Annotated in this window: 18 protein-coding genes, 2 tRNA genes and 2 pseudogenes; 8 read left to right on the top strand and 14 right to left on the bottom strand. The window is 75.4% G+C overall.

The window, feature by feature from the left end; all coding sequences use genetic code 11:
- The first annotated feature begins 97 nt into the window (after positions 1 to 97).
- Both ACWGB8_RS12645 and ACWGB8_RS12640 read left to right on the top strand, forming a co-directional pair.
- Positions 98 to 1,768: a chitinase gene (locus ACWGB8_RS12645; protein WP_452212931.1), complete on the top strand. Its 1,671-nt coding sequence runs from the start codon at positions 98 to 100 to the stop codon at positions 1,766 to 1,768.
- A gap of 199 nt (positions 1,769 to 1,967) precedes the next feature.
- Complete coding sequence (locus ACWGB8_RS12640) at positions 1,968 to 2,462, top strand: peptidylprolyl isomerase (RefSeq protein WP_452212929.1); 495 nt, start codon at positions 1,968 to 1,970, stop codon at positions 2,460 to 2,462.
- Between the two features lie 33 nt (positions 2,463 to 2,495).
- Here ACWGB8_RS12640 and ACWGB8_RS12635 read toward each other — a convergent pair whose 3' ends face one another.
- Positions 2,496 to 3,287, bottom strand: a complete 792-nt coding sequence (locus ACWGB8_RS12635) for an alpha/beta fold hydrolase (RefSeq protein WP_452212927.1) — start codon at positions 3,285 to 3,287, stop codon at positions 2,496 to 2,498.
- Between the two features lie 111 nt (positions 3,288 to 3,398).
- Between ACWGB8_RS12635 and ACWGB8_RS12630 the strand changes: the two genes are divergently transcribed.
- Positions 3,399 to 4,043, top strand: a complete 645-nt coding sequence (locus ACWGB8_RS12630; protein WP_452212925.1) for a TetR/AcrR family transcriptional regulator — start codon at positions 3,399 to 3,401, stop codon at positions 4,041 to 4,043.
- 144 nt (positions 4,044 to 4,187) lie between these two features.
- Here the strand turns inward: ACWGB8_RS12630 and ACWGB8_RS12625 are convergent.
- The 6 genes from ACWGB8_RS12625 to ACWGB8_RS12600 all read right to left on the bottom strand — a co-directional run bounded on the left by ACWGB8_RS12625 (position 4,188) and on the right by ACWGB8_RS12600 (position 9,849).
- A tRNA-Lys gene (locus tag ACWGB8_RS12625) sits at positions 4,188 to 4,261 on the bottom strand.
- Between the two features lie 18 nt (positions 4,262 to 4,279).
- Positions 4,280 to 4,834: a bifunctional DNA primase/polymerase gene (locus ACWGB8_RS12620; RefSeq protein ID WP_452212923.1), complete on the bottom strand. Its 555-nt coding sequence runs from the start codon at positions 4,832 to 4,834 to the stop codon at positions 4,280 to 4,282.
- A 244-nt stretch (positions 4,835 to 5,078) separates the two neighbouring features.
- Positions 5,079 to 5,486 (bottom strand): hypothetical protein, encoded by a 408-nt coding sequence (locus ACWGB8_RS12615; RefSeq protein ID WP_452212921.1) that lies wholly within the window; start codon positions 5,484 to 5,486, stop codon positions 5,079 to 5,081.
- A gap of 211 nt (positions 5,487 to 5,697) precedes the next feature.
- Positions 5,698 to 7,059, bottom strand: coding sequence for an AAA domain-containing protein (locus tag ACWGB8_RS12610; RefSeq protein ID WP_452212919.1), 1,362 nt, complete (start codon positions 7,057 to 7,059; stop codon positions 5,698 to 5,700).
- Positions 7,060 to 7,066: 7 nt separating this feature from the next.
- A complete protein-coding gene (locus tag ACWGB8_RS12605; RefSeq protein ID WP_452212917.1) occupies positions 7,067 to 8,644 on the bottom strand; it encodes a hypothetical protein in 1,578 nt (525 codons plus the stop codon).
- Positions 8,641 to 9,849: a hypothetical protein gene (locus ACWGB8_RS12600; RefSeq protein WP_452212915.1), complete on the bottom strand. Its 1,209-nt coding sequence runs from the start codon at positions 9,847 to 9,849 to the stop codon at positions 8,641 to 8,643. Before ACWGB8_RS12600 ends, ACWGB8_RS12605 begins: the two co-directional genes overlap by 4 nt.
- 324 nt (positions 9,850 to 10,173) lie before the next feature.
- Between ACWGB8_RS12600 and ACWGB8_RS12595 the strand changes: the two genes are divergently transcribed.
- A complete protein-coding gene (locus ACWGB8_RS12595; RefSeq protein ID WP_452212913.1) occupies positions 10,174 to 10,824 on the top strand; it encodes a histidine phosphatase family protein in 651 nt (216 codons plus the stop codon).
- Between the two features lie 37 nt (positions 10,825 to 10,861).
- Here the strand turns inward: ACWGB8_RS12595 and ACWGB8_RS12590 are convergent, their stop codons facing one another.
- Positions 10,862 to 12,679, bottom strand: coding sequence for a hypothetical protein (locus ACWGB8_RS12590; RefSeq protein ID WP_452212911.1), 1,818 nt, complete (start codon positions 12,677 to 12,679; stop codon positions 10,862 to 10,864).
- A gap of 316 nt (positions 12,680 to 12,995) precedes the next feature.
- Between ACWGB8_RS12590 and ACWGB8_RS12585 the strand changes: the two genes are divergently transcribed.
- A complete protein-coding gene (locus ACWGB8_RS12585) occupies positions 12,996 to 13,613 on the top strand; it encodes a hypothetical protein (RefSeq protein WP_452212909.1) in 618 nt (205 codons plus the stop codon).
- 111 nt (positions 13,614 to 13,724) lie between these two features.
- Positions 13,725 to 14,645, top strand: coding sequence for a spermidine synthase (locus tag ACWGB8_RS12580; RefSeq protein WP_452212907.1), 921 nt, complete (start codon positions 13,725 to 13,727; stop codon positions 14,643 to 14,645).
- Positions 14,646 to 14,746: 101 nt separating this feature from the next.
- Here ACWGB8_RS12580 and ACWGB8_RS12575 read toward each other — a convergent pair whose 3' ends face one another.
- From ACWGB8_RS12575 to ACWGB8_RS12555, 5 genes and pseudogenes are all read right to left on the bottom strand, one after another.
- Positions 14,747 to 15,325: a hypothetical protein gene (locus ACWGB8_RS12575; RefSeq protein ID WP_452212905.1), complete on the bottom strand. Its 579-nt coding sequence runs from the start codon at positions 15,323 to 15,325 to the stop codon at positions 14,747 to 14,749.
- A gap of 814 nt (positions 15,326 to 16,139) precedes the next feature.
- Complete coding sequence (locus tag ACWGB8_RS12570) at positions 16,140 to 16,586, bottom strand: DUF4442 domain-containing protein (protein ID WP_452212904.1); 447 nt, start codon at positions 16,584 to 16,586, stop codon at positions 16,140 to 16,142.
- 139 nt (positions 16,587 to 16,725) lie between these two features.
- Positions 16,726 to 16,801: transfer RNA gene (locus ACWGB8_RS12565), tRNA-His, on the bottom strand.
- Positions 16,802 to 17,047: 246 nt separating this feature from the next.
- Positions 17,048 to 17,650 carry an oligoribonuclease gene (gene orn, locus ACWGB8_RS12560; protein WP_452212902.1) on the bottom strand — a complete coding sequence of 201 codons (603 nt, stop codon included), beginning with the start codon at positions 17,648 to 17,650 and terminating at the stop codon, positions 17,048 to 17,050.
- Positions 17,651 to 18,573: 923 nt separating this feature from the next.
- Positions 18,574 to 19,575 (bottom strand): annotated as a pseudogene (locus ACWGB8_RS12555) (helix-turn-helix domain-containing protein); the annotation flags it as partial.
- 974 nt (positions 19,576 to 20,549) lie between these two features.
- Between ACWGB8_RS12555 and ACWGB8_RS12550 the strand changes: the two are divergent.
- Entirely contained in the window at positions 20,550 to 21,452 is a 903-nt protein-coding gene (locus ACWGB8_RS12550) for a GNAT family N-acetyltransferase (protein ID WP_452212900.1), read from the top strand.
- Positions 21,453 to 22,011: 559 nt separating this feature from the next.
- Here the strand turns inward: ACWGB8_RS12550 and ACWGB8_RS12545 are convergent.
- On the bottom strand, positions 22,012 to 22,989 hold the full coding sequence (locus tag ACWGB8_RS12545) for an HAD family hydrolase (protein ID WP_452212898.1): 978 nt from the start codon (positions 22,987 to 22,989) through the stop codon (positions 22,012 to 22,014).
- Between the two features lie 941 nt (positions 22,990 to 23,930).
- On the opposite strand from ACWGB8_RS12545, the pseudogene ACWGB8_RS12540 reads away from it, so the two are divergent.
- A pseudogene (locus ACWGB8_RS12540) lies at positions 23,931 to 24,359 on the top strand (universal stress protein); the annotation flags it as partial.
- Positions 24,360 to 24,535 lie beyond the last annotated feature (176 nt).

Below are 24,535 nucleotides of genomic sequence, written 5' to 3'. Positions count from 1 at the left end.
GCCCCAGGCGAGGAACCGGCCGACACCCCCACTGGCCCGCTCCTGCGCCACGGCCTCGGACGTCCCCCACGCCCGTACTCCCGCAGGAGTCACCCGCATGCGCAGAACAGCATCCGTGCCCGCGACGCCCCGCCGCACCGCGCACCACCGCCGCACCCTCGCCGCCGGCACCGCCTCCGCAGTCGCCGCTGCCACCATGGTCGGCCTCACCCTGGGCCTCGCCCCGACCGCCTCGGCCGGCGAGTTCCTCGTCAACGGCGGCTTCGAGAGCGGCAGCCTGGCCCCCTTCAGCTGCGCCGACGGCGCCGGCAGCGTCGTCACCGGCCAGGCCCGCACCGGCAGTTGGGCGCTGGCCGGGGCCGCGTCCGCGAGCAGCAGCGCCAAGTGCTCGCAGACCGTCACCGTCGCGCCCAACACCACGTACACGCTCAGCGCCCACCTCAAGGGCTCGTACGTCCACCTCGGCGTCGACGGCGGCACCAGCACCTGGACGCCCGGTACCGGCGGCGCCTACCAGAAGCTCAGCGTCAGCTTCACCACCGGCGCCAACCAGACCAGCGCCACCGTCTACACCCACGGCTGGTACGGCCAGGGCGCCTACTACGCCGACGACATCTCGCTCGACGGCCCCGGCGCCCCCAGTACCTCGCCGACGCCCACCGCGACCACCACGGCCACGGCCACGGCCACCGCCACCGCGACGGCCACGGCGACCGCGACCGCCACCAGTACCGCCACGCCGACCTCCCCGCCCGGCAACCACGCCCTCGTCGGCTACCTGCACGCCAGCTTCGCCAACGGCGCCGGCTACACCCGGGTCGCCGACATCCCGGACTCCTGGGACTTCATCAACCTCTCCTTCGGCGAGCCCACCTCGGTCACCTCCGGAGACATCCGGTTCAACCGGTGCCCGGCCACCGAGTGCCCCAACGTCGAGTCCGACGCCGACTTCAAGGCCGCCATCGCCGCCAAGCGCGCCCAGGGCAAGAAGGTCCTGATCTCCATCGGCGGCCAGAACGGCCAGGTCCAGCTGACCACCGCCGCCGCCCGCGACGCCTTCGTCCGTTCGGTCTCCGCCATCATCGACACGTGGGGCCTCGACGGCCTCGACATCGACTTCGAGGGCCACTCGCTCTCCCTGCAGACCGGCGACACCGACTTCAAGAACCCCACCAGCCCGGTCATCGTCAACCTGATCTCCGCGATCAAGACCCTGAAGGCCAAGTACGGCGCGAACTTCGTCCTGACGATGGCGCCGGAGACCTTCTTCGTCCAACTCGGCTACCAGTACTACGGATCCGGCCCCTGGGGCGGCCAGGACCCGCGGGCCGGCGCCTACCTGCCGGTCATCCACGCCCTGCGCGACGACCTCACCCTGCTGCACGTCCAGGACTACAACTCCGGCTCCATCATGGGCCTGGACAACCAGTACCACTCCATGGGCGGCGCCGACTTCCACGTCGCCATGACCGACATGCTGCTCAAGGGCTTCCCGGTCGCGGGCAACACCAGCAACGCCTTCCCGGCGCTGCCCGCCCACAAGGTCGCCATCGGCATGCCCGCCACCACCCAGGCCGGCAACGGCTGGGTCGCGAGCACCGAGGTCAACAGGGCCCTCGACTGCCTCACCAAGCTCACCAACTGCGGCACCTACGTGCCCCGGGCCGGTGCCCAGCCCAACCTCCGCGGCCTGATGACCTGGTCCGTCAACTGGGACCAGTACGGCGGCCGCGAGTTCTCGAAGAACTTCGACAGATACTTCGGCTGACCCGCCCCGGGACCCCCGGAGCCGACGGCGCACCCGTCCGCTCCGGGGGTTCGTCGTACGCCGCCGCGGCACCGTACGGGGTGCACGGTCGTCAGCCGGGTAGGTCATATGCTTGCGGGCGGCGCCGGGGCCACCCCGGGGCGACGAACACGCTTCCGACGGTGACGGCCGTCACCGTCCGATCCGGAGGAACAGCGCTATGAGCGAGAACGTCTACTTCGACATCACCATCAACGACGAGCCGGCCGGCCGGATCACCTTCAAGCTCTTCGACGACGTGGTGCCGAAGACCGCCAAGAACTTCCGCGAGCTGGCCACCGGCGATCACGGCTTCGGCTACGCGGGCTCGTCCTTCCACCGCGTCATCCCGAGCTTCATGCTGCAGGGCGGTGACTTCACCCGCGGTGACGGCACCGGCGGCAAGAGCATCTACGGCGAGAAGTTCGCGGACGAGAACTTCACGCTGAAGCACGACCGCCCCTACCTGCTGAGCATGGCGAACGCCGGCCGCAACACCAACGGCTCGCAGTTCTTCATCACCACCATCGTGACCGACTGGCTGGACGGCAAGCACGTCGTCTTCGGCGAGGTCGTCGAGGGCCAGGACCTGGTCAAGAAGATCGAGGGCCTGGGCAGCCAGAGCGGCCGCACCAAGGCGAAGGTCACCATCTCCGAGAGCGGCATCGTCAAGTAGGTCTCCCGGGCCCTGCGCCGTTCCGAGGCGGCGTCACGCCCGGCTGCGGGCCAGGAACTCCGTGATCAGCGCCGCCCACTCCTCCGGACGTTCGGCGAACGGCAGGTGGCCGGTGGGCATTTCGGCGACCTCGGCGCCCGGGATCGCTGCGGCCGGCTCGTACTGGAGGGCCGGCGGGATGAGCGCGTCGCCGGTGGTCACCACCACCAGGGTCGGCACGGTGATGCCCGCGAGGTCGCCCCGGACGTCGATCCGCCGGACCAGGTCGACCTGGTCCCCGGTGCCGGCCGGGATCCCGGGCGCCATCTGCACCGCGGCCTCCCGGACCTGTTCGGGCGTGAGTGAGTTGACCACCGGCGCGCTCATCGCCATCAGCCCGACGTACTCGCCGAGCAGGGTGTGCCGACCGCTCTCGAACAGCTGGTGCCAGACGGACGCCGCGAGGTCGGTGCGGGTGTCCACCCGGGCGAAGGTCGCGCTGAGCACCAGCGCGCTGACCCGTTCCGGGTGCCGGGCCGCGATCCGCACCGCGAGCGCGCCGCCCAGCGAGTAGCCGCTCACCGCGAACCGGTCGAGCCCGGCGGCGTCGGCGGCCGCCACCAGCCGGTCGGCGAGGTCGTCGGCGTCCAGCGGCACCGCGGACTTCGGCGTCGCCCCCGATCCCGGCAGGTCGGCGCCGACCACCGAGTGCCGGGCGGTGAGCCGGTCCAGGACCGGCCCGTAGTTGGACTCGACGCTGCCGCCGGCCCCGTGGACGAGCAGCAGGCCGGGGCCGGAGCCGCCGGTGGTGCGGGCGAGGCCGGTGGACGTGGGTGCGGTGGTCATGGGGGTCCCCTCCGAGTGGATTCGGCTTTAGTGATCGCTAAAGCTGCCGACGTCGAAGGACCCTAGCAGATGACCTTTAGCGGTCACTACAGCTCCCGCTATGCTTCTCGGGTGAGCAGCGACCACAGCGAGACCGTGACCGCCCCGCCCGTCACCCGGCGGACGACGAGGCGCGCCTTCGACCGCGACCGGGCACTCGCCGTCGCACTGCGCGAGTTCTGGACGCACGGCTACGAGGCGACCTCCGTCGCCGCCCTCACCAAGGCCATGGGCATCAACCCGCCGAGCCTGTACGCCGCTTTCGGCGACAAGCGGCAGCTCTTCTCGGAGGCCGTCCGGCTGTACGCGAGCACCTACGGGTCCCGGCCGATCGAGGGCCCCGACGCCCGGACGACCGTCGAGGGCATGCTGCGCTTCCTCGCCGCCGACTACACCGACCCGGCCCACCCGCCGGGCTGCTTCGTCATCACCGCCGCGACCAACTGCGGACCCGGCGCGCAGGACGTCAAGGAGGAACTGCGCGGCATACGGGAGGCGACCAAGGCCGCCATCGCCGCCCGGATCCGGGTCGACGTCGACGCGGGCGTACTGGCGGCCGGGGTGGACCCGCAGGGGCTGGCGACCTTCTACGCCGCCGTGATCCAGGGTATGAACCAGCAGGCCTGCGACGGGGTCGGGCGGGCGGAGCTGGAGCGGGTGGTCGACGCCGCGATGCTCGCCTGGCCGGCGGTCGGGGGCCCGGCGGCCCGCCCCTGAACCACCGGCCCGCCCCGGGGCCGCTGCCGCCCGGCGGGCGACGCGGCCCGGGGGGAGCCGAGATCCGATGCGCCGACGGCCGTCAGGCCGGTGCCGAAACGCCGGAAGGCCCTCCGCTCTCGCGAAGGGCCTTCCGGCTGTCTGTGCGCCGCCAGGGACTCGAACCCCGGACCCGCTGATTAAGAGTCAGCTGCTCTAACCAACTGAGCTAGCGGCGCCTGCTGACAGGGAAGACTCTAGCAGTGGCCGCTGGCCCGGCCAAAATCGAATGCCGGCGCGGGCTCCCGGGTCGCCCGGACGCAGGCCCAGAGCACCACCGAGGCCCCCGGCAGCCAGGGCTCGCGGCTGTCCGGGGCGACGATCCAGCGGCCGGCGCCGAGCCCGGGGGAGTCCGGGGTGTGCACCATCCGCTGCACCGGCGGGACGGTCACCGCGTCGCCCTGGCCGTGGCAGAGCAGCGGCGGCACGTCCCGGGCCCACTCCTCCCAGGCCAGCAGCCGCCGCAGCCGGGCCGCCGCGCCCGGCTGGACGAACAGCAGGGTCCGCCCCCGGAAGGTGGCGACCGGCCCGCAGCCCGGGCCGGAGGCCCACAGCTCGTCCAGCACCTTGCGGCCGAACAGCGACGGCATGCTGATCACGTCGAAGGCCCGGCCGCAGGGCAGCACCGTGGGCGCCCACGGGCGCGACTCCCAGAGCGCCCGCATCGAGCGCGGGTACTCGCTGGCCGAGGCGAGCCACGCCTCGCCGGCCACGGTGACGTACTCCACCGACTGATAGGTCCAGATGTCCACGGGGAGCAGCCTGGTGCGTCCGACGGGTGGCCGGGAGGGAAAGCGCGGTTTGCCGGACAGGGACGCGGCGGACGGCGTACCCTGTCCCGCGGCATATGCCAGTGGCGAGTCCGAGCCGTCGCCGGGCCGGAGCCGTTGGCGGGTCGGAGCCGTCGGCGGACCGATGGGCCGGACCCGTCGGCGGTACGGAACCGGAGCCTGCGGTGTACCGGGCCGGGCCGGTTCCGTACCGGGCCGGCCGGTCTCAGCCCTCGTGCCGCCGGGGCCGCAGCAGGTCGCGCCCGTACTCGATCATCTTGGCGGCGTAGTCCGGCGTCCAGTCCGCGCGGTCGGCGATCTCGTGCTCGGAGAGCGCGTCGAAGCGGCGGGTGTCCGCGAGCTGGGCGGCGGCCACCGCCTGGAAGTCGGTCGCCCGCTCGGCGGCGGCCCGGAAGGCCAGCGCCAGCTCGGTCGAGCGGCGCAGCAGCTCCGCCGGGTCGTCGATCGACTCCAGGTCGAAGAACCGTTCCGATCCGGCCTCGGCGGCCTGCGGCTCGAACAGCAGCTGGGCCGGACGGCGCCGGCGGGGGGCGGACTCGGGGGTGCCCGCGCCCGGACCGGCCGGCGCGGCGGAGCCGCTCTGGTCGAACGCCTTCGGGTGGGAGTCGGGCATGGACGGACACCTCCGGGTGCTCGGGTGAGGGCGGACGGCGGCTGCTGGGGCTGCGCCGACCGGTTGTGGCCGTCGTCCATTGTCTCGCGGCGGCGGCCCGTAACGGAACGGTGCGGTCGCGGGCGCTATTCCCCCGGCGCGCGCCGGGCGCGCGCCCGGGCCGGTCGCGCCGGTACGGGGCCGGGCCGCGGCGCCGCACCGGCGGGGCGGCTCAGAGCCGCACCCGGTGGCCGGCCAGGTGGTCCAGCACCTGGTGGTTGGCCTCCCAGCCGTCCGGGAACTTGACCGTGACGCCCAACTGCACGGGTTCGGTGGACGGGTGCTCGTCGAGCAGCTCCGCGATGCCCGCCCGGGCCACCACGATGCAGGCGTGCCGGTGCCGCGAGGCCAGGACGCAGAGCCGGCCGGTCTCCAGGTGGAAGGCGGAGGCGTCGGGGCGGCCGGAGAGCGGGTGCAGCACCACCGTGACGTCGTACTCGCGGCCCTGCAGCCGGTTGGCGGTGTCCACCGTGACCGCCGGACCGGCCGCGTGGTCGACCGGCACGCCCACCCGGGCCAGCGCCGCCCGGACGGCCGCCGCCTGGTCCCGGTGGGCCGTGCCGACGGCGATCCGGCCGGGCTCCAGCGGGGCCGAACCCTGCTCGGAGCGCGCCGTGAGCCCGCGCTCCAGCAGCCGGCGGACGGTCGCGGCCACCGCGGCGACGGCCTGCGGGTCGGTCCGCACGGTGTGCCGGGGCGGCAGCTCCAGCAGCGCCCAGCCGTGCTCGGCGGCCCGGTCGATCGCGGCGTCCAGCGCGGAGCCGTCCCCCCGGGTCGCGGCGGTGAGCGTCCGGTCGGCCGGGCCGGTGCCCGAGCGGAACGGCGTGTACGGGTAGAAGGCGCGGGAGATCAGCGGCGCCGCACTGGCCGGCAGCCGCCAGGAGACCGGCAGCCGGTGCGGCTCGATCTGCGGGTTGTGCGCGAGCAGGGTGACCACCGCGCTGCTCGACGGGTCGTACGACAGGCCCGCCCACTGCTCGGTGCCGACCACCGTGAACGGGTCCAGCTGGCCCGGGTCGCCGACGAACAGCGCCCGCTCGAACAGCCGGGCCACCGCCAGCAGCGCGTCCGAACGCATCTGGTACGCCTCGTCGACGATCGCGTGCCGCCACGGGGCCTCGGTCTTCACCCACTGCCACTTGGCGGAGGTCGAGACCACCACGTCGTGCTCCGCGAAGGCCGCCACCTTGTCGGAGGCGGTCACGTTGGCGTGCCGCAGCACCTCGGGCGCCGGCCGGGAGTCCGCCGCGTGCAGCCGGCCGATCGTCAGATCCGGCGCCTTCTCGGCGAGTCGCCCGACCAGGTCGTCCACCTGGCCGTTGGTCTGGGCGACGATCATCAGCCGCTCGCCGGCGCCGACCAGCTCCCGGGCGGCGCGCACCACCAGGGTGGACTTCCCGGCGCCGGGCGGCGAGTCGACCACCACACCGCGCGGCGCGCCGGGAACCGGGCGGACGGTTGCCTCCAGGATCCGGGCCACGGCGCTGTCGGCCGCCGCACCGGGGCTGTGCGGGGTCTCGTCGGGGGCGCTCATGCGCGGCTCACTCCCACTCGTCGTTCGCGGTCGGCGCGGCGGCACCGGGCGGGCCGCCGTGCGTCCACGGGGTGTCGTCCGGTTCCGGCAGCGGGGCTGCCTGGCGCACCGTCAGCTCGAACAGCGTGAAGGTCACCTGCTCGCCCGGCTCCGGCACGCTGCCCGGCTTGGGCTCCCGGCCGTTGCCCATGCCGGAGGTCAGCCGGACCGTCACCGTGCCGGCCTCCGGGTCGACCTCGGCGATCACGCCCTTCTGCGCCTTCTCGGTGTACGCCCGGTGCAGCTCGCGGCCCAGGTCGGCGTGCGGGCGGTCGGCGGTGCGGACCGTCACCAGCGGGCGCGGCTTGGGCGAGCGGCCCGAGGTGTCCCAGTCCGGCAGCACCTCGGCGACCACGCCCGAGAACGCCTCGCCCGACAGCCGGTGCTCGGCCATCGCCAGCGGATCGTCCAGCGCCTCCTGGACGTCCAGCCGGGCCTGCTCGCGCTCGCGCTGGGCCAGCTTGCGGGCCGCCGTCACCGCGTCGTCCTGGCGCGGCTGCGGCGGCTCGCCGGCCGCCACGCGGTCCCGGTGGCCGGTGTACGACCAGCGGTCGCCCGTCCAGCGCTCCTCCAGGTGAGCGGCCGGCGGCAGCTCCCGCAGCAGGTCCAGGCCCCGCCAGACGTCCTCCCAGGTCGGCCGCAGCACCCGCTCCAGCACCGTGTGCAGCTGCTCCACCGCGCCCTTCACCATTGCCGCGGCCGGCTCCGCGCCCGCCGGGTCGGCCTGCTGCAGCACCGCCACCGCCGCGTCGTACCGGGAGATCGCCGGGCCGAGCACCAGCTCGTCGAAGCGCGGGTCGGTGGCCGGGCCCGCGGGCGGGTGCAGCAACTGGCCCGCGGAGTCCCGGGCGGCCTCGGCGCGCTCGGCGGCCTCGGCGCCGCGCAGCCCGTCCGGCGGGAGGTGCCAGGCCAGCCGGGCGGCCAGGTGCTGGTCCTCCAGATGGCTCTGGCCGGTCGCCCAGTGCCGGGCCAGCAGCCCGGTCATCGGCAGCAGCAGGCTGGAGCCCGGCACCTGCGCCCGGTCGGTCAGGTGGGTCAGCCAGCGGCCGAGCAGCGGCACCCGGGCCGGCGCCGGGTACGGGCCCGGCTCGGCGTCCTCGACCGTGCGGCGGAACCGCGTCGACCGGCCCAGCAGCGCCAGGTGCTGCACCGCCGCGCCGTTCGGCACGACTAGCTGCGGAGCGTCCGCGCACAGCTCGCGCAGCACCGCCGTCTTCTCGCCCGTCTCCGGGTCCTTCTCGGAGCCCTCGATCCGCTCGACGTCCTCGCCGAAGGACTCCAGGTACGGCAGCAGATCGGTGGCCAGCTCGGCCAGGAAGTCGAAGCGCAGGGTGCGGTTGAGCGGCTGCGGCACGACGTGCAGCCGCGGCGCGGCCCGCTCGGTCCCCAGCATCACGGCCAGCGGCGCCCCCGACTCGCCCGCCGCGGCCAGCGGTACGACCACCATCGGCCGATCGGACAGGTGCCGGTGGCGGACCGTCGCCAGCGGCTCCGCCCGTCCGCTGCGCACCGCCTCCAGCCGGGCGAGCGTGGCGAGCAGGCTCATCGCCCGACCCCCGCCGCCGCCAGCGCCTCCGCCCGCAGCGCCGCCGCGTACGCCAGCCGCTCCACGGCCTCGTCCGCGTCGCTGTCGCCCGTGGTGGCGCCCGCGGCGGCGGCCAGCGCCCCCGCGACCGTCCGCAGGCTCCCCAGCTCGCCGCGCACGCCCCGGCCCAGCTGCTCCACCCGGTCGTCGCAGCGCGCCCGGGAACGGCAGTGGAACCCCAGCTCGCAGGTGGACAGGCAGTCCGGGCTGTACGCTGCGGGCACCGCCTCGACCGCCTCCGCCAGCTCCTGCGCGGGCCGGGTCGGTGCGCCCGCGTCGTCCGGCGCCAGGTCGAAGCTCGCCCCCGCCGGCAGCGCGTCCAGCAGCCGCCCGATACCGGTCATCCGACTCAACTGGCGGCGGGTGGTGGCCAGCTCGCGGCGCACGTCCACGGTGACGGCGGTCGGCCGGTTGCTGAAGTCCCGCGGGCAGACCAGCAGCACCGAGAGCCGCGGACTGCCCGGCAGCCGCTGCTCCGCGTACGGATCCGCCTCCGCCGATCGCCCGGCCAGCGCCGCCGCGGCCTCCTGGAGCGCCAGCACGTACACCGCGGACTGCCGGGCGGCGGCGCCCACCTTGGCCGGATCCGCACTGCCGTCCAGCACCGGGAAGGACTTGATCTCCACCACCGTGCACCGCCCGCCGTGCACCACCACCGCGTCCGGCTCCAGGTACGCGGTGCTGCCGGTCACGTCCAGCCGCAGCAGCGGGTGGTCCAGCAGCGTCCACGCCCCGGGATCGGCGGCGGCCTCGGCCAGCGCGGCCAGCGTCCGCTCCGCACGGACGGCCGGCCCGGAGCGGCGCAGCAGATCGGGCACCACGGGCGGGGCGGCGCCCTCCGCCGGGAGGCCCAGCCGGCGGCGCAGCGGCTCCAGCAGCGCCGCGTAGCCGTCCTCCTTCAGCCGGGCCTCGAAGATCACGCCGCGCGCGATCGCGAACGGCGACTGGCCGAACGGGGCGGGCCGCCCCAGCCGGTGGGCCAGCGCCGTTTTGTCGACCCCCGCGGCGTCCAGCACGGCGCGGCGGTGACAGCCGGGATTGGCGGCGAGCGCGGCGAGGGCGCGGGCGTTCAGGCTGCGCTGCGGCGCCGGGCCGCGCAGCTCGGCGAGCCGCTGGGCGAGCGGCTCGGGGTGTCCGCCGAGCGGGACGTTCGTCGAGACGTTCATGGTGCGGCCCAGTGTTGCATCCGGGTCCGACAATCCGGGGTGAAGGCGGCGGTTCCCGGCCCCGGGCGGTGGTGGCGGGGGTGCGGCGGGCGGGGTGCGGGCTCCGGGGGGTGGGGTGGATGCGGCGGCGGACGGCGGGCGGCGGGCGGCGGTGGCGGTGCGGTGGCGCTGGTGAGGGCCGGGGTGCGGGCACCCGGGCGGGACGGGGGAGCGGGGTCGCCGGCTCCCGGGCGGTGCCGGGCCCGCAGGTGGGGGATCATGGAACCCCGGTGCTCAATGGTGAGACCCGCGACCGTTGCCACCGCCCCTGCGAGGAGCCGCGCCATGCCCGCCCGAATCGTGCTCGTCCGCCACGGCGAGACCGAGTGGTCCGCCACCGGCCAGCACACCGGCCGTACCGACATCCCGCTCACCGAGGAGGGCCGCGCGATGGCCCGGGCGCTCGGCGCCCGCCTCGCCAAGGCCCCCTGGAACGGCCTGCCGGACGCACTCGTCTACACCAGCCCGCTGGACCGCGCCCGCGAGACCTGCGCCCTGGCCGGCTTCGGCGACCGCGCCGTGGACCGCCCCGAACTCCTGGAGTGGGACTACGGCCAGTACGAGGGCCGCACCGGCCACGACATCCGGGCCACCGACCAGCCGGGCTGGCTGATCTGGCGCGACGGCGTGCCCGGCGGCGAGAAGCTCTCCGAGGTCGCCGCCCGGGTCGACGCCTTCCTGGCCGCCCTGCACCTCGAACACGGGGTGCCGGAGCCGGACACCACCGTGATGCACTGCGCCGACCGCGACGTCCTGCTCTTCGCCCACGGCCACCTGCTGCGCATCCTCACCGCGCGCTGGCTCGGCCTGCCGCCCGAGTACGCGCAGCGCTTCAAGCTCGGCACCGCGGCGCTCTGCGTGCTGTCCTGGGAGTACGGGGCGCCGGCGGTCGAGGTCTGGAACGACCTCGGCCACCTGGAGGGCCTCAAGCACTGACGGCCGCCGGTCCGGGCCCCGGGACGCACCCCGGGGCTCAGGCCGCCCGGTCGTACGCCGCCAGGAACTCGCCCACCTCGGGCACCGCCGCGTGCACCCGCAGCCGTCCCGCCGTGTCGGCCAGCATGCTCCGGATCCGCGCCGAGCGGACCTCGCCGAACAGCGCCACCGCCGAGCTGCCGTGCCCGGCCGCACCCGCCAGATCGCCGCGCCCGAGCCGGTCGTGCGCCAGCTCGGCGGTGTACAGCACCCGGTTGCGGACGAAGTGCGGGTCCTGCAGCGCTATGGCCAGCCCGGCCCGTTCGCTGGCCCGGTCCCAGTCGCCGAGGGCGGACCAGCACTGCGACTCCAGCCCGGCGAGTTCGGCTTCCCCGAAGAAGGACATCCACTCCGGATCGGCCTCCGTGGCGCCCCGCGCGAACAGCCGGTGCGCCTGGCCGAGGGCCCGTTCGCAGGCGGCGCGGTCCCCGAGCAGCGCCCAGCCGCCCGCCTCGCGCATCGCCAGCAGGGACAGCAGCCGGTCGGAGCCCAGCTGCCGGGCGGCGACCTGCCCGGCCTGGGCCGCCCGCAGCGCCTCGCGCGGGCGGTTGGCGTCCCGGGCGAGGAAGGCGCTGTTGCTGAAGACGTGCGCCTCCAGGGCGGCGTCCCCGGCCATCCGGGCGGTGGCCAGCGCCTCGGCGTAGAACGAGCGGGCGTCCGCCAGCCGGTTCGAGTCGTGCGCCAACCAGCCGACCGAGATGGCCAGTTCGCCCGCCCCCGCCTGCAGCTCGCGCTCGGTCTCGGCGCTGTACTCGCCCTCGTTCAGCAGGACGTATGCGCGGCGCAGCGACTGCCCGGCGAACTCGAACAGGGTGTCCGCGCCGTGCGCGTCGTCGGCCAGCCGGATGTCCCGGACGGCCTGCCGGACGCTCGACACCTCGGCCGCGCCGACCTTGCGCGGCGGCGGCACCCGCCCCGGGCGGCCCGGCACGTACGGTTCGCCGCCGGTGGCGCCCGGGGCGAACGGGTCGGTGCCGGCGGCAAAGGGGTCGGCACCCGCGGCGAAGGGGTCGGCGCCGGTCGTGCCGGGGCCCGGGGGTGGGGAACCGGGGGCGCCGGAGGCAGCGGCGCCCGAGGCGGGGTGTCCGGAGCCGGGGTGCCCGGAGGCGGCGGCCGGCCGGTCGAGGCCGATCGCGGTGGCCAGGGCGGTCGATCCGCCGGTCAGGCCGGTCAGGAACGTACGGCGACGCACGTCGTCGTTCTCCTCGTCGAGATGGTGCGGCCCGCCGGGCCGCCCGGGCGCGGTCAGCGGCCCCCGGGGCTGCGGCACGACCGGTGGGTGCGCCGCCGGGTGCGGCGCGGGGTACGGCGAAGCAGCGTACGGGGTGGGGCCGGACCGCGGTGCACGCGGGTCGGGCAACTGCGGTGAGTGCCAGTGGAGTTGGTCGGGTTGTCCGGTCCAGGTCCGGAGGTTCGGGTCGGTCCGGGGGTCGGCGTTCGGGTCGGTCCGGGGCCACAGGTTCGGGTCGGTCCGGGCCCGGGTGTTCGGGTCGGTCCGGGGCGGCTCGGCGGGCCCGGCGGCGCCGTCCGCCGGTCGGCGCCGGACGGCGGTCCGCGGGACGAAGCCGAGGTCGGTCAGGGAGCGGTCCGGCCACATGTGGCGGAAGACGCGCTCGTAGGCGTAGTTGGGGCAGCGGATCTCGCCCGCCTCGACCCGGCCCACGTAGCGTGCGTCGCAGGACACGTGCTCGCCGATCTCCCGGGCCGCCCGGCGCACCGCCGTCGCGAACTCGCCCGGCGAACGGTCGCCGCGCAGCTCGCGCATCACGGTGTTGGGCGACGGGCGGTTCGGCTCGGCCGGTGGGGTGGCTGCCATGCTGCGCTCCGTGGTCGTACGAGGTGCGGCGTGCGGCTCAGACAGTACCCGCAGTCACCGGGTGCGTACGGCGGGTTCACGGTGGATGTCCTGCCAATTCATCGCAAAACGGGCAGAGTTGCCGGGATCTGCCATGAAATGCCATGCCTTGCTGTAAGCCGCCCCGTGGCCTCCGCCGCACTCCTCGCGTTGTCCTGATACGTGGAAAGCCCGGCCGCCGCCCGGCCCGCTGCCCCGGCCCGTCCGCCGGCGCGGCCGACCACCCCCACCCGCGGGCGGCGCCGCTTCCGACTCACGAGGGACAGGAGGGCCCGCGATGGCCACCGGAGTGCCGCAGTACCACCGCCCCGCCGCCGCCGTCCGGGCCGCCGCCGTCCCCGCCCTGCTGCCCGATCCCGTCGACGACCGGAGCACCGCCCGCACCCCCTGCGGCGGCGGCGCACCCCGCCCGGTGGGGGCCGGCCGGCCCGGCGGCGCGGGTTCGGGGCCCGTGGCGGGGTCGGGGTCGGGGGTTGCGGGCGTCGCGGGGGAGGGGGTTGCGAGTGCCGGGGCCGTGGAGGGGAGCGGGAACGGTGGGGGAGCGGCGGGCGCCGTCCCGGTGGTCGGTGCGTACGACACCGTGACCGTCGCGCTGCGGCACGGCCTGGAGGCGGTGGACATCCTGCGCCTGCGCCGGGCCTGCGGAGCCGTCCTGCAGAGCCGCAGCGGCAGCACCGTCTCCTTCTTCGTCCCGGCCGGCACCGCCGAGACCTGGCACCTCCCGGGCAGCTCCTGTACGGTCGGCGCCCTGCTGCTGCCCGCCACCGACCCGCGCTGGGTGATGCCCCCCGCGGGCGCCGACTGCGCAGCCCGCCCCACCGACGCCTGGGTGCTGCGCTCCGCGCTCTGCGAGGCGGCCTGCACGCTGACGGCGGGCGGGCTCGGCCCGTTCTGAATCCGCTCCGCTCCGCCCCGTCCCGTTCCGCCTTGTTTTGCCCCTGCTGTGCGGTGTCCGGGTGTCCGTTCCCCGGCGGCCCCCACGGTGAGCTGCGGCGATAATGGCCCGATGGGACGAAGCAGCAGAACCGGCCGCACCTCGGCCAACCGCGCCGCCGACGCGCAGGAGCCGACCGGGACCGACGGCCGTACCCATGCCCAGGGCCCGCTCACCCGTCCCGTCGACTCGGGCCTGGCCGAACTCCGCCCCGACCGCGACCGCCCCGGCGCCTGGTCCCTGCTGATCGACGGCGCCCCCCAGTCCATGGTCGACCTCGCCGACCCGACCCACCTCGGCTTCGAGTACCAGCGCCGGCTCGGCCACCTGATCGACCTGGTCGCCCCGCCCGCCCGGCCGATCACCGTGCTGCACCTCGGCGGAGGCGCCCTCACCCTGGCCCGCTACACGGCGGCCACCCGTCCGCGCTCGCGCCAGCAGGTCGCCGAGATCGACACCGCGCTCACCGAACTCGTCCGCACCGAGCTGCCGTTGCAGCGCGGCTGGCAGATCAAGGTGCGCGGCTCCGACGCCCGCGGCGTGCTGGAACGGACCCCCGAGGGCGCGGTCGACCTCGTCATCACCGACGTCTTCTCCGGCGCCCGGGTGCCCGCCCACTGCGCGACCGTGGAGTTCGCCGGGCTCGCCGCCCGCGCCCTGGCCCCCGGCGGCTGGTACGCCGCGAACATCACCGACGGGTCGGGCCTGGCGTTCGCGCGCTCCCAAGTCGCCACCCTCGCCGCGGTCTTCCCGGAACTCTGCCTGGTCGCCGACCCCGCGGTCCTGCGCGGCAAGCGCTTCGGCAACCTCGTCCTGGCCGCCGCCCACACCCCGCTCCCGGTCGCCGACCTCACCCGCCGGGTGGCCACCGACTCCGCCCTCGGCCGCCTCGAACACGGCCGGGCCCTGGTCGACTTCGCGGCCGGCGCGGCCCCCGCCACCGACGCCACCGCGGCCCCCTCGCCCGCACCGCCGCCGGGGGCATTCCACTGACGTTCCGGGGTTCCGACTGCCGGCTGCCTGATGTTGACTGCTGACTGCCGACTGCCTGATGTTGACTGCGGTGCTGTGGGCGGCGGGGTGAGGGCGGCGGGTCAGTGCCCGCGCGGCAGGCCCCGGTGCTTGTACATCGCGGCGCCCGTCAGCAGCAGGCCCGCCGCGATCGGCACGGCGACCGCGGTGCCGGTGCCCGTCGTGCCGTGGGCGACCGGCGCGGCCGCGGTGTCGACCACAGTGAACTCCTCCGTGCCCGTCCGCGGCGCGGGGACCGCCTGCGACCCGCTGCCGCCGGCCGACCCCGGGCCGCCGGAACCGCCGCCCGCGCCCGGGTACCCGGCGGACACGGCGCCGGAGCGCGCGCTGCTGCCCTCCCCGGCCGGCGGCGGTGCGGCCGGACCGCGCTGCTGCCCCCAGCCGACGCCACCCCGGCCCGCCCCGCCGTCCGAACGTCCCGCCGCCTCGCCCCCCGCCCCCTGCGCGGTGTCCCGGGAGGCCCGCGGCCCGGCGGCGCGCCCCTGCGGCGGTACGGTCGACAGCAGCCCCGAGGCCAGGGCGAACGCATCCGGCACCGCGGCCGCCTGCCCCGGAAGCGGCAACCCGCCCGCCCTGATCCGGTCCTGCAGCACCTCACCCACCCCGCCGACCGTGCCCGCCGGATCCTCCAGGCCGGGCACCGGCACCACCGAAGCCGCCGAGCCGGTGATGCCGCCCAGCAACCCCGGGGAGCCGGCCTGACCGGGCTGCTGCGCCGGCCGTGCGGGGGTGGCAGCCCCGGGAGTCCGACCGGGCGCCGCCGGGGCCGTCTTCGAGGTGGCCTCCGACGCACGGTCACCCGCCGCCGAACGCCCGGCGTTGCGGTGGGCGTTGCCCTGCTGCGCCGCCTCGGCGCGGACCTCGCCGCTGCGCGCACCACTGCCCGGTACCCCGTCCGTACCGGAGGATGCTGCACGAGAGGACGCCGTACGGGAGGACGTCGTACCGGAGGATGCTGCGCTGTCGTCGAGTGGGCGAACCGCTCGGCCCGCGGGTGCAGGTACCGGGTCGGCGGCCGCCGCGTACGCACACGGTGCGCTCAGCCCCAGCCCCCACACCTGTGCGATCAGTGCCCCGCCCGCCGCGATGGTCCGGGGGCGGGGCAGCCGACCGGCGGCCGTCCGGCCGGTATGGCCGTCACCTCGGGAGGCTTCCTGGGCGCTGGTCGCATGTTTGGCTCGCACGTGAGTCGAGAACGAGCGGACGCCCCGCGAGGTCACGGCCGCCGTCACGGACAGTTATCGGGAGCTGTCCGCCGTTGACGGGATGGCGTTCGCCGACAGCTGTTCTCTGTCTGACATCAGCCGTCATCTGTCAGTCGTCAGCTGTTGGTTGTCTGCTGTCGGGTGTCATCCGTCGACTGTGATCTGCCGGCCGTCAGCCGATGATCGTCAGCCGTCAGCCGTCATCGGCTATCGGTCATCGGTCATCGGACACCTGCCCGGCGGCGGGGGCTCAGGAGTTGGGGCGCAGCGTCCACACGACGGTCATGACGCCGGTCACAGCGCCGTCGCCGCGGGTGATCTCCACGGTGACGGGGAACTCCGGGCGGGTGCCCGCGTCCAGCTCGGCGACGACCTCGTCGATCGGACGGCCCAGGGTCGCGGTCGCGGTGACCTCGCCCGTCGCCACCTTCTTGTAGTCGACCTCGGCGTGCACCGGGAGCGGCACCGCCCGCGAGAGCTGGTCGCCGAAGGCCGCCAGCACGACGCAGCCGGTGGCGGTCTCGCCGAGCGTGAACATCGCGCCGGCGTGCGGGCCGCCCACGTGGTTGCGGTAGTCGGGCTGGTCGGGCAGCCGCAGGACGGCCCGCTCCGGCGTGGTCTCCAGGTACTCCAGCTTGAGGGTGTGCGCCATCGGCACGGTGGAGTCGAGCAGCTGGCCGATCGAGGTAGTGGTCATGCGGGCATGTTACTAGTCGGTAGCTTTCGATGGCAGACCTGTTCGACCGGAAATCCGGGAGCGGGGGCGCTGGGGGCGGCGGGCGAATGCGGAAACGCCTGAGGGCCCGATCTCTCGAAGAGATCGGGCCCTCAGGCTCTGGGGTGAGTGACGGGACTCGAACCCGCGGCCACCTGGACCACAACCAGGTGCTCTACCAACTGAGCTACACCCACCATCTGTCAGGCTCGTTCCCGCTTTCGCGTTCCCGTTCCGACAGGAAGAACTCTACAGGATCCGAAGGGGTGCTCGCGCCAGGGTTTCGATCGAGCGGGCGCGGGCACCCCTCGCCGTGCATCCGCAGGTCCGCGGCCGTCGCCCCGGACGCCCCCGGCGCGGTCCCGGGGCACCGCCGGAGCAGTCCCGAACGGTGCCCGGTCCGCCCGCCCGCCGCAACCGGAGCGGCGCTCCGGGACCGGGGGTCAGCCGGCCGGCGGCCGGTACTTCTCCGCGATCGCCCGCGCGGTGTCGGTGTCCGGGCCGGGCTGCGGGACGAACACCGCCTCGCGGTAGTACCGCAGCTCGTCGATGCTCTCCCGGATGTCGGCGAGCGCCCGGTGGTTGCCGCCCTTCTGGGGGCTGTTGTAGTACGCCCTCGGGTACCAGCGGCGGGCCAGCTCCTTGATCGAGGAGACGTCCACGATCCGGTAGTGCAGGTGGCTCTCCAGGGCCGGCATGTCCCGGGCCAGGAAGCCGCGGTCGGTGGCCACGGAGTTCCCGCAGAGCGGGGTCTTCCCGGCCTCCGGCGCGTGCTCCCGCACGTACGCCAGCACGAGCGCCTCGGCCTCGGCGAGCGTCACGCCGTTCTCCAGCTCGTCGAGCAGGCCGGAGGCGGTGTGCATGGTGCGCACCACCTCCGGCATGTTCTCCAGCGCCTCGGCCGGCGGGCGGACGATCACGTCGACGCCCTCGCCGAGGATGTTGAGCTCGGAGTCCGTCACCAGCACCGCGACCTCGACCAGGGCGTCCCGGACGAGGTCGAGGCCCGTCATTTCACAGTCGATCCATACCAAGCGGTCATTCACGCCACTCACCCTACGGCGCGATCACGCGCCGCGGGCAGTGAAGGCGTCGAACGCGGCGCCGGGGCGCGGGAACCCTGGGGCTGCTCGGCCTGGCCGTGGCCGGCCGGGCCGTGCTCCTCCCGCTCCCCGCCGGTGCTGCCGGCCTCGCGTGCGGCGGGCGCCTCCCGTGCGGGACGGGACGGCTGGGCGGTCCGGCTCCTACGGCCGTCCCGCTCCTCCCGGCCCTCCCCGGTACGGACGTCCGCGGCCCGTGCCTCGCCGGCCCGCGGTTCGGCGGCCCGTGCCTCGCCGGCCCGTGCCTGCGGGGTGCGGGCCTGGCCCTGGACCGGCCGCGGGCGGCCGTCCGCCCCCGTCGGGGCGCCGGGCGGCTCGCCCGCACCGCGGTGACCCTGGCCCTGGCCGCGGGCACCCGGCTGCGAGTGGCCGTCCTCGGCCGCCGCGTGCTCCACCGTCCGGGCATGCCGGGCCGGTCCGGGGCCGCCCTGCTGCGGCACCATCAGCGGCCGACCGGGGCCGCGTCCCGAACCCGGCTGGGCGGGATGCGGCTGGTGCTGCGGCTGCTGCCCGTACGGCTGCGCGGGCCGGGCGTGGTAGCCCTGCTGCGCGCCGTGCTGACCGGGCACCCCGTGCTGGCCCGGACCGCCGTGCTGACCGGGCACCCCGTGCTGACCGTGCTGGCCCGGGCCCGCGTGGAACCCGTGCTGGCCGGGGTGGCCGTTCGAGCCGTGCTGCACCGCACCCCCGGCTGCGCCGGACGGCAGCAGGTGGGAGTGCTGGGCGGGGGCCGGACCGCCCGGCTGCCCGGGCACGCCCGTCCCGGCCGCGCCGGTCGCCGGGTACCCGCCGGCCGAGGGCTGCGGGGCCCCCGCCGTCCGCGCGTCGCCCGGGTGCTGGGTGCCCGGGGCGCCCAGCTGCGGACCGGGCCGACGGGCCCGGTAGCTGGTCCGGTACGCGGCCGGCGAGACCCCGAGCTGCCGGCGGAAGTGCCCGCGCAGTGCCACCGGGGAGCGGAAGCCGCACCGGCGCGCGACGTCGTCGACCGACAGCTCCGACGTCTCCAGCAGCCGCTGCGCCTGGAGCACCCGCTGGGTGATCAGCCACTGCAGCGGTGCACTGCCGGTGAGCGTGCGGAAGCGGCGGTCGAAGGTGCGCCGGCTCATGTAGGCGCGCGCGGCCAGCACCTCGACGTCGAACTGCTGGTTGAGGTTCTCCAGCGCCCAGGTGACGACCTCGGCGAGCGGGTCGTTCCCGATCTCCTCCGGTAAAGACTGATCGATGTACTGGGCCTGTCCTCCGCCGCTGCGCCGGCTCGGCACCACCAGGCGGCGGGCCAGCGCGTTGGCCGCCTCGGCCCCGTGGTCGGTGCGGACGACGTGCAGGCAGAGGTCGATCCCCGCGGCCGTGCCGGCCGAGGTCAGCACGTCGCCGTCGTCGACGAAGAGCTCGCGGGGGTCGACGTGGACCCGCGGGTAGCGCTTGGCGAGGGTCGGTGCGTACATCCAGTGGGTGGTCGCCGGGCGGCCGTCCAGCAGTCCGGCGGCGGCGAGCACGAACGCGCCGGTGCAGAGCCCGATGATCCGCGCGCCCTCGTGGTGCGCCTTGCGGAGCGCGGTGATCGCCTCGACCGGCGGCGGCTGGGAGATCGAGCGCCAGGCCGGGACGACGATCGTCCCGGCGCGGGCCAGCGCCTCCAGCCCGTACGGGGCGGAGAGCGTCAGCCCGCCGGTGGTGGCGAGCGGTCCCTCCTCGCCGGCGCAGACCAGCAGGCGGTAGCGCGGCACCCCGGCGTCCTGGCGGTCGACGCCGAAGACGGAGAGCGGGATCGAGCTCTCGAAGATCGGGGCGCCGCCGAAGATCAGTACGGCGACGGTCTCGCGCCGCCGCCGTCCGGAGAGCTTGCGGGGCGCGTTCGCCACCGCCGACACCGTTCCCGGTACCGCACCGGAGGCCGGTCCGTTGAGGACGTTCGCGGCCGCACCGTTCGGTCCGGCCGCGGAACCGCCCCCGGCGCCGGGCGCCGGCAGGCCGGTGGCGAACGAGTGGGCCTGCTGGTGCCCCTGGACCGGACCGTGGTTGACGGCGGCTCGGGTGACGGCGCGTCCGCCGCCCTCCGGGGCGTGGGCCGACGGCTCGCCCGCGTGCGCGTAGCCGGAGGGCGCGGGGGAGGCCGACATCGCCATCGCCTGGGCGCCGGGTGCGGACGACGCGGCCTGCACGGTCGGCGCGGCCTGGGCGGTCGATGCGGCGAGCAGCGACGGCACCGCGGGTACGCCGGGCGCACCGACGGCCGCGGCGCCGACCGGTGGAACCGGTGTGGCGTACGGGGCTGTTGGGGTGTGCGAGGAAACGGGGACGCCCGAGGTGGCAGCGGTGGACGGGATGCCGGTGCTTCTCAGCCCCCGGCCCGTGGTGCCGGCTGCGGCCTGGCCGCTGTCAGGACCCCCGTCGCTCCTGCTCACCCTGCTCAAGGCGTTCAAGCCCCCTCGGTGGTGTGGTGTGGTGATGCGGCACTGCTCGCCAAGATCGAATCTATCGGGTGGACCGTTGCCGTTGTGACAAGTTCACCATCCGACGCTATGTCGACATGGCAATTTGGCGTGATGCATTCGATCACGAAGCGTGGCACCCGTCGACCCCTCTGGGAAGGGGGCAGGTGCAACGGTGGCCAGTTGTCGTTGGACTGCTCCTGGGACGTCCGGCTACGGCACCCCCGGCCGGCAGGTCTGGGCTGCGGCTTTGCCCAAGGGCTGGGGAGTCGCACGAGATTGACCGAAAATCACCGGTGCACGCCAGGGCGCACGGAAGCGCGGCGCGCGCCCCGCAGGCTCCATCCGGCCAGAGTTCGGGCCGGACACCTGGACGAAGACCGCAGGCTGCCCGCCCGCGTTACGGTCCTCATATGAAGATCGACAGCCGGCTCGAACAGGCCAACCGCAACGCCGCCGCCTTCTGGCAGGCCCAGGCCGACGCCCACCACTGGCAGCAGGTCGTCCGCCCCGGCTGGACTGCCGTCCGCTGCGCCCGGACCCCCGTCGACGCCCACCGCATCCTGGTCACCGAGCCGTACGACGAACCGGTGGCGCTGGAGGAGGAACTGGGTGCCCTGCTCCGCGACTGGTCGAGCGAGAAGTTCACCGTCGAGGACCCCTACGGCAGGCTCGACCTCTCCCGCTTCGGCGGCACCTGCCAGAACTCGATGGCCGTGATGGCCCGCGAGCCCGGACCCGTGGTACCGCACGGCCGCGAGGTCCGGTCGGCGGGTGCCGGGCTGACGGACGGTCCGGTGGCGGTTGCCCAGGTGGGCGCCCTGGCAGGTGGTGGAGGGTTCGTGGGTGGAAGCGGGTCGGCGGACGGCGGCGGCGCGGCGGACGGAGGCACGGCGGGTGCGGCCTTCGAGGGGCCGACCGTGCTGGAGGAGGTGTTCGACGACGAGGTCTTCGCCGAGGTGGAGCGGACGATCGTCGACGGCTTCCCGCTGGAGGCCCGCCAGCCGTGGGTCCGCGGCGTGGCCCTGCCGGCACCCCTCCTCCACGACCCGGGCTGCCGGGCCTGGCTGGCCCGCCGCAACGGCGAACCGGCGGGCGCCTGCCTCGCCTACGACGACGGCAGCACCGTCGGCCTCTACTGGGTCGCCACCCTGCCCGAGCACCGTTCGCGCGGCGTGGCCCGGGCCGTCGTGGAGGCCGCACTGGCCGCGCACCCCGACCGCCCGGCCACCCTGGTCGCCACCAAGCTCGGCGCACCGCTCTACCTCAAGATGGGCTTCACGGAGCAGAGCCGCACCTTCTGGTGGAACGGCTGACCGACCGGCCCGCTGCAGGGACGGCGTCAGCGGTGGGGCCGGGAGCGGAGGCGCGGGCGACGCGCCGGCGGCGGTCGTGGTGGTGCGGCGGTAGCGGCGAGGTCGGCGCGACGGCGGTGGTGGCGAGGTTGTGGCACGGCGGTAGTGGAGGCGGGGCAGGACGGGGGCTCCCGGCCGGGCCGGAAACCGCCCTCCCGGAGGATCGGACGCCGCCGACCGGGGCAACCCGGGCAGACGCGTTTCGGACACCGGGACGCCGTGGAGAGCCCCGGCCGTGGACGGTTGCGAGGTGCGCGGTGGCGGGCGTGTGATCGCGGTCCGGGGCGGCCGTGAGTGATCGTGCGCCGGATTGCGCGTCCCGCACCACGGCAGCTTTTGGCTCCGCCCGTTCCTCCGGCGGGTTCTCCGGGCCGTACCCCGCTCCTTCCGCCCGATTCGGGCCCCGGCCCTGGCCCCGGTCTCGACCCCGGCCCGGGCCCGGCCCTTGTCTCGCCCTCGGCCCTTGTCTCGGCCCCGCTTCCGGTCGGGGCCCCGGCTCCGGTCGCGCGCCTCCCGCCCGTCAGGCCACGGTCTGCCCGACGACGGCCGGCCCCAGTGCGACGGTCGTGGGCCCGGCCGGAGCCGTGGCCATCCGTACTGCAGCTGAGGCCGCAGCCGGAGCCACCGCCGCCGGGTGCACGGCCACTGCCGCCGAGGCCACAGGAGCCGTCGTAGGCGCCGGGACCGCCACCGCGACCTTCGCGGCGACGCCCGTGGCGCCGGCCAGTGCTCCGGTCGTGGCCCCGGCCGGGATCGGTGTCGCCGTACGCCCCGTTCCCGGGCCCCGGCGGCGGACCGGGGCGCCCGGGCGGACGCCGGACCGCGGGCCGGGCGCGCTGCGGGCCGACAGCACCTGCCCGACGGCCTCCGGCAGGCCGGCGGCCTTCAGGGTCGGCCGGTATCCGGGTTCGGCCCACGGGCGGCCGTGGTGCAGCCAGACGCTGCGCAGGCCGGCCAGTTCGGCGCCGGCGATGTCGGCGGGGGCGTGGTCGCCGATCATCCAGGTCCGATCGGTCCAGTCCCCGGTCGGTGCGATGCCGCATCGCTGGGCGGCTATCTCGAAGATCAGCGGGTCCGGCTTGAGGCAGTCCGCCTCCTCGGAGATCACCCAGCCGTCGACCAGCGGACCGAGCCCGGTGCGCCGGATCTTGTCCAGCTGCGGGCGGGTGTTGCCGTTGCTGACGATGCCGAGCGTCCACCCCGCCGCGCGCGCCGTGCGGAGCGCGTCGATGTTGCGGGACGGGCAGTGGATGTGGGAGTTGATGCCGCGGCGGTAGTGCGCGAGCAGGAGGTCCATGGATTCGTCCAGGCCGTAGCGGCGCCTGGCGGCGGCCAGTACGGTGCTGCGCGGCACGTAGCCGCCGCCGTCGATGGTGGCGAGCCAGTCGAGGTCGCCGGGGGGCAGCCGTCGTTCGGCCAGGAACTCCCGAGCCCAGGCCCGGAATGCGGCGTCCCTGGGGAGCAGCGTGTTGTCGAGGTCGAGCAGGAGCAGGGGCATGCCGAGCATGGTGCCAGCGCCCCCGGGTATGCATCTGGCAATTGCCAGAGGCCGTCGCAAACCAGTGCGAAGTGGCTGGAACCGGTGCGTCACGGTCGGTGACGGAGGTGCGTGCGGTGCTGGTGGGGCGTGCGGTGTCCGGTTGATCCACTGTGCGGCGGGTGACGGGCGGCAACGGATCGTCGTCGATCAATGACAGTCCGGTCACGGTGTCCCGAGGGCCTGTTGCGCTGCCCGGCCCGCTCAGTCAAGCTCCAGGGAACCTCTTCTTCGGGGGCGCGCGTGCTGCCTCCGGGGCGCGCGATGAATGACAGGCGCATCCCTCGTTCGCGGGAACGCCGTCGTTCCGGGGCTCGGCCGCTGGGCTGAGTCCGGCGCCCGTCGTACTCTGAAAGGAACAGGTCACACACGGTGGTGCTCGGCACAGACCGGCTTCGCGCCGTGGGCGGGCCTGCTGCCTGGGCAGCGTTGTCCTCTCCTGTCGGCCCATCTCCCTCGAAGAGCCTTGTGCCATGGCTGGTTTTGACTCCTCCCGACCGATCGATCCGGACGCGGTCGGCGGCACGGCCGAGAACCCGGTGCCGGGCGGGGAACGTACGGCCCCAGGCACCGCACCGGCCGCAGGTGCAGGCGTGCACGCCGTCCTCCGCGGCCTCGCCCGCCGAAGCCTCCCGCGCTCGCGCGGCCGCCGTACCGGGTTCGCCGGCGAACCGGCCGGCCCTCACGGGTACGAGGTCGACGGGCGCGACGTCGACGAGCGCGACGGCGACCGTGCCGGGCGCCCCCACCGGCGGAGCGGCAGCGACGAGCACGACGGCCGCCCCGACGGCACTGCGGGGTCGGCGATGACGGGCCGCCGTGGAGCGGGTGCCGACCGCCCGGGGACGTCCGGGCTTCCGGGCGCGCCCGGCGAACCCGCCGTCCAGGAGGCGCCGATGCGCCCCGACCCCGCCTTCCAGCACGGCGTGGTGGTGGGCTTCGACGGTTCGCTGTCGAGCGAGCGGGCGCTGGCCTACGCGGTGGGCATGGCACGGCGTTCCCAGTGCGGCCTGGTGATCGTGCACGTGGCGAACCGCCTGCCCGCCACGGTGTGGGCCGGCTGTGAACCGCCCGTCTTCGTCGACCTCCCCGACCACCGGACCGAGGTCCTCGGCCTGGAGCTCGCCTGCGCGGACTTCCTCGCCGGTGTCCCGTGGATCCTGGTGGAGCGCGGCGGCGACATCTGCCACGAGATCGAGGAGGTCGGCCGCGAGTACGCCGCCGACGCGATCGTCGTCGGCAGTACGCACGGCCTGCTCGGCAAGCTCTTCGGGTCCGTCTCCGGCCGTCTCGCACGCCGAGCCAACCGTCCGGTGATCGTGATCCCCTGACGGTCCGTACGCGCGGCGGGCCGTCGCCGCAGGGGCGCAGGCGCCGACTCCGTTAGGGCACGGGCTGTGGCCGCGCAGGCGCATGCCCGGCCGGCGCCCGTCCTCGGGTTGTCCGTCGGTGCGCGGGCGCCGACGGACAACCCGTGAGCCGGATCGCGGGCTCGGTCCGGGGGGTG

Source organism: Kitasatospora sp. NPDC054939, assembly GCF_053610105.1.
Note: the sequence above shows the minus strand (reverse complement) of the source record. Positions and strands in the feature narration are given on the sequence as shown.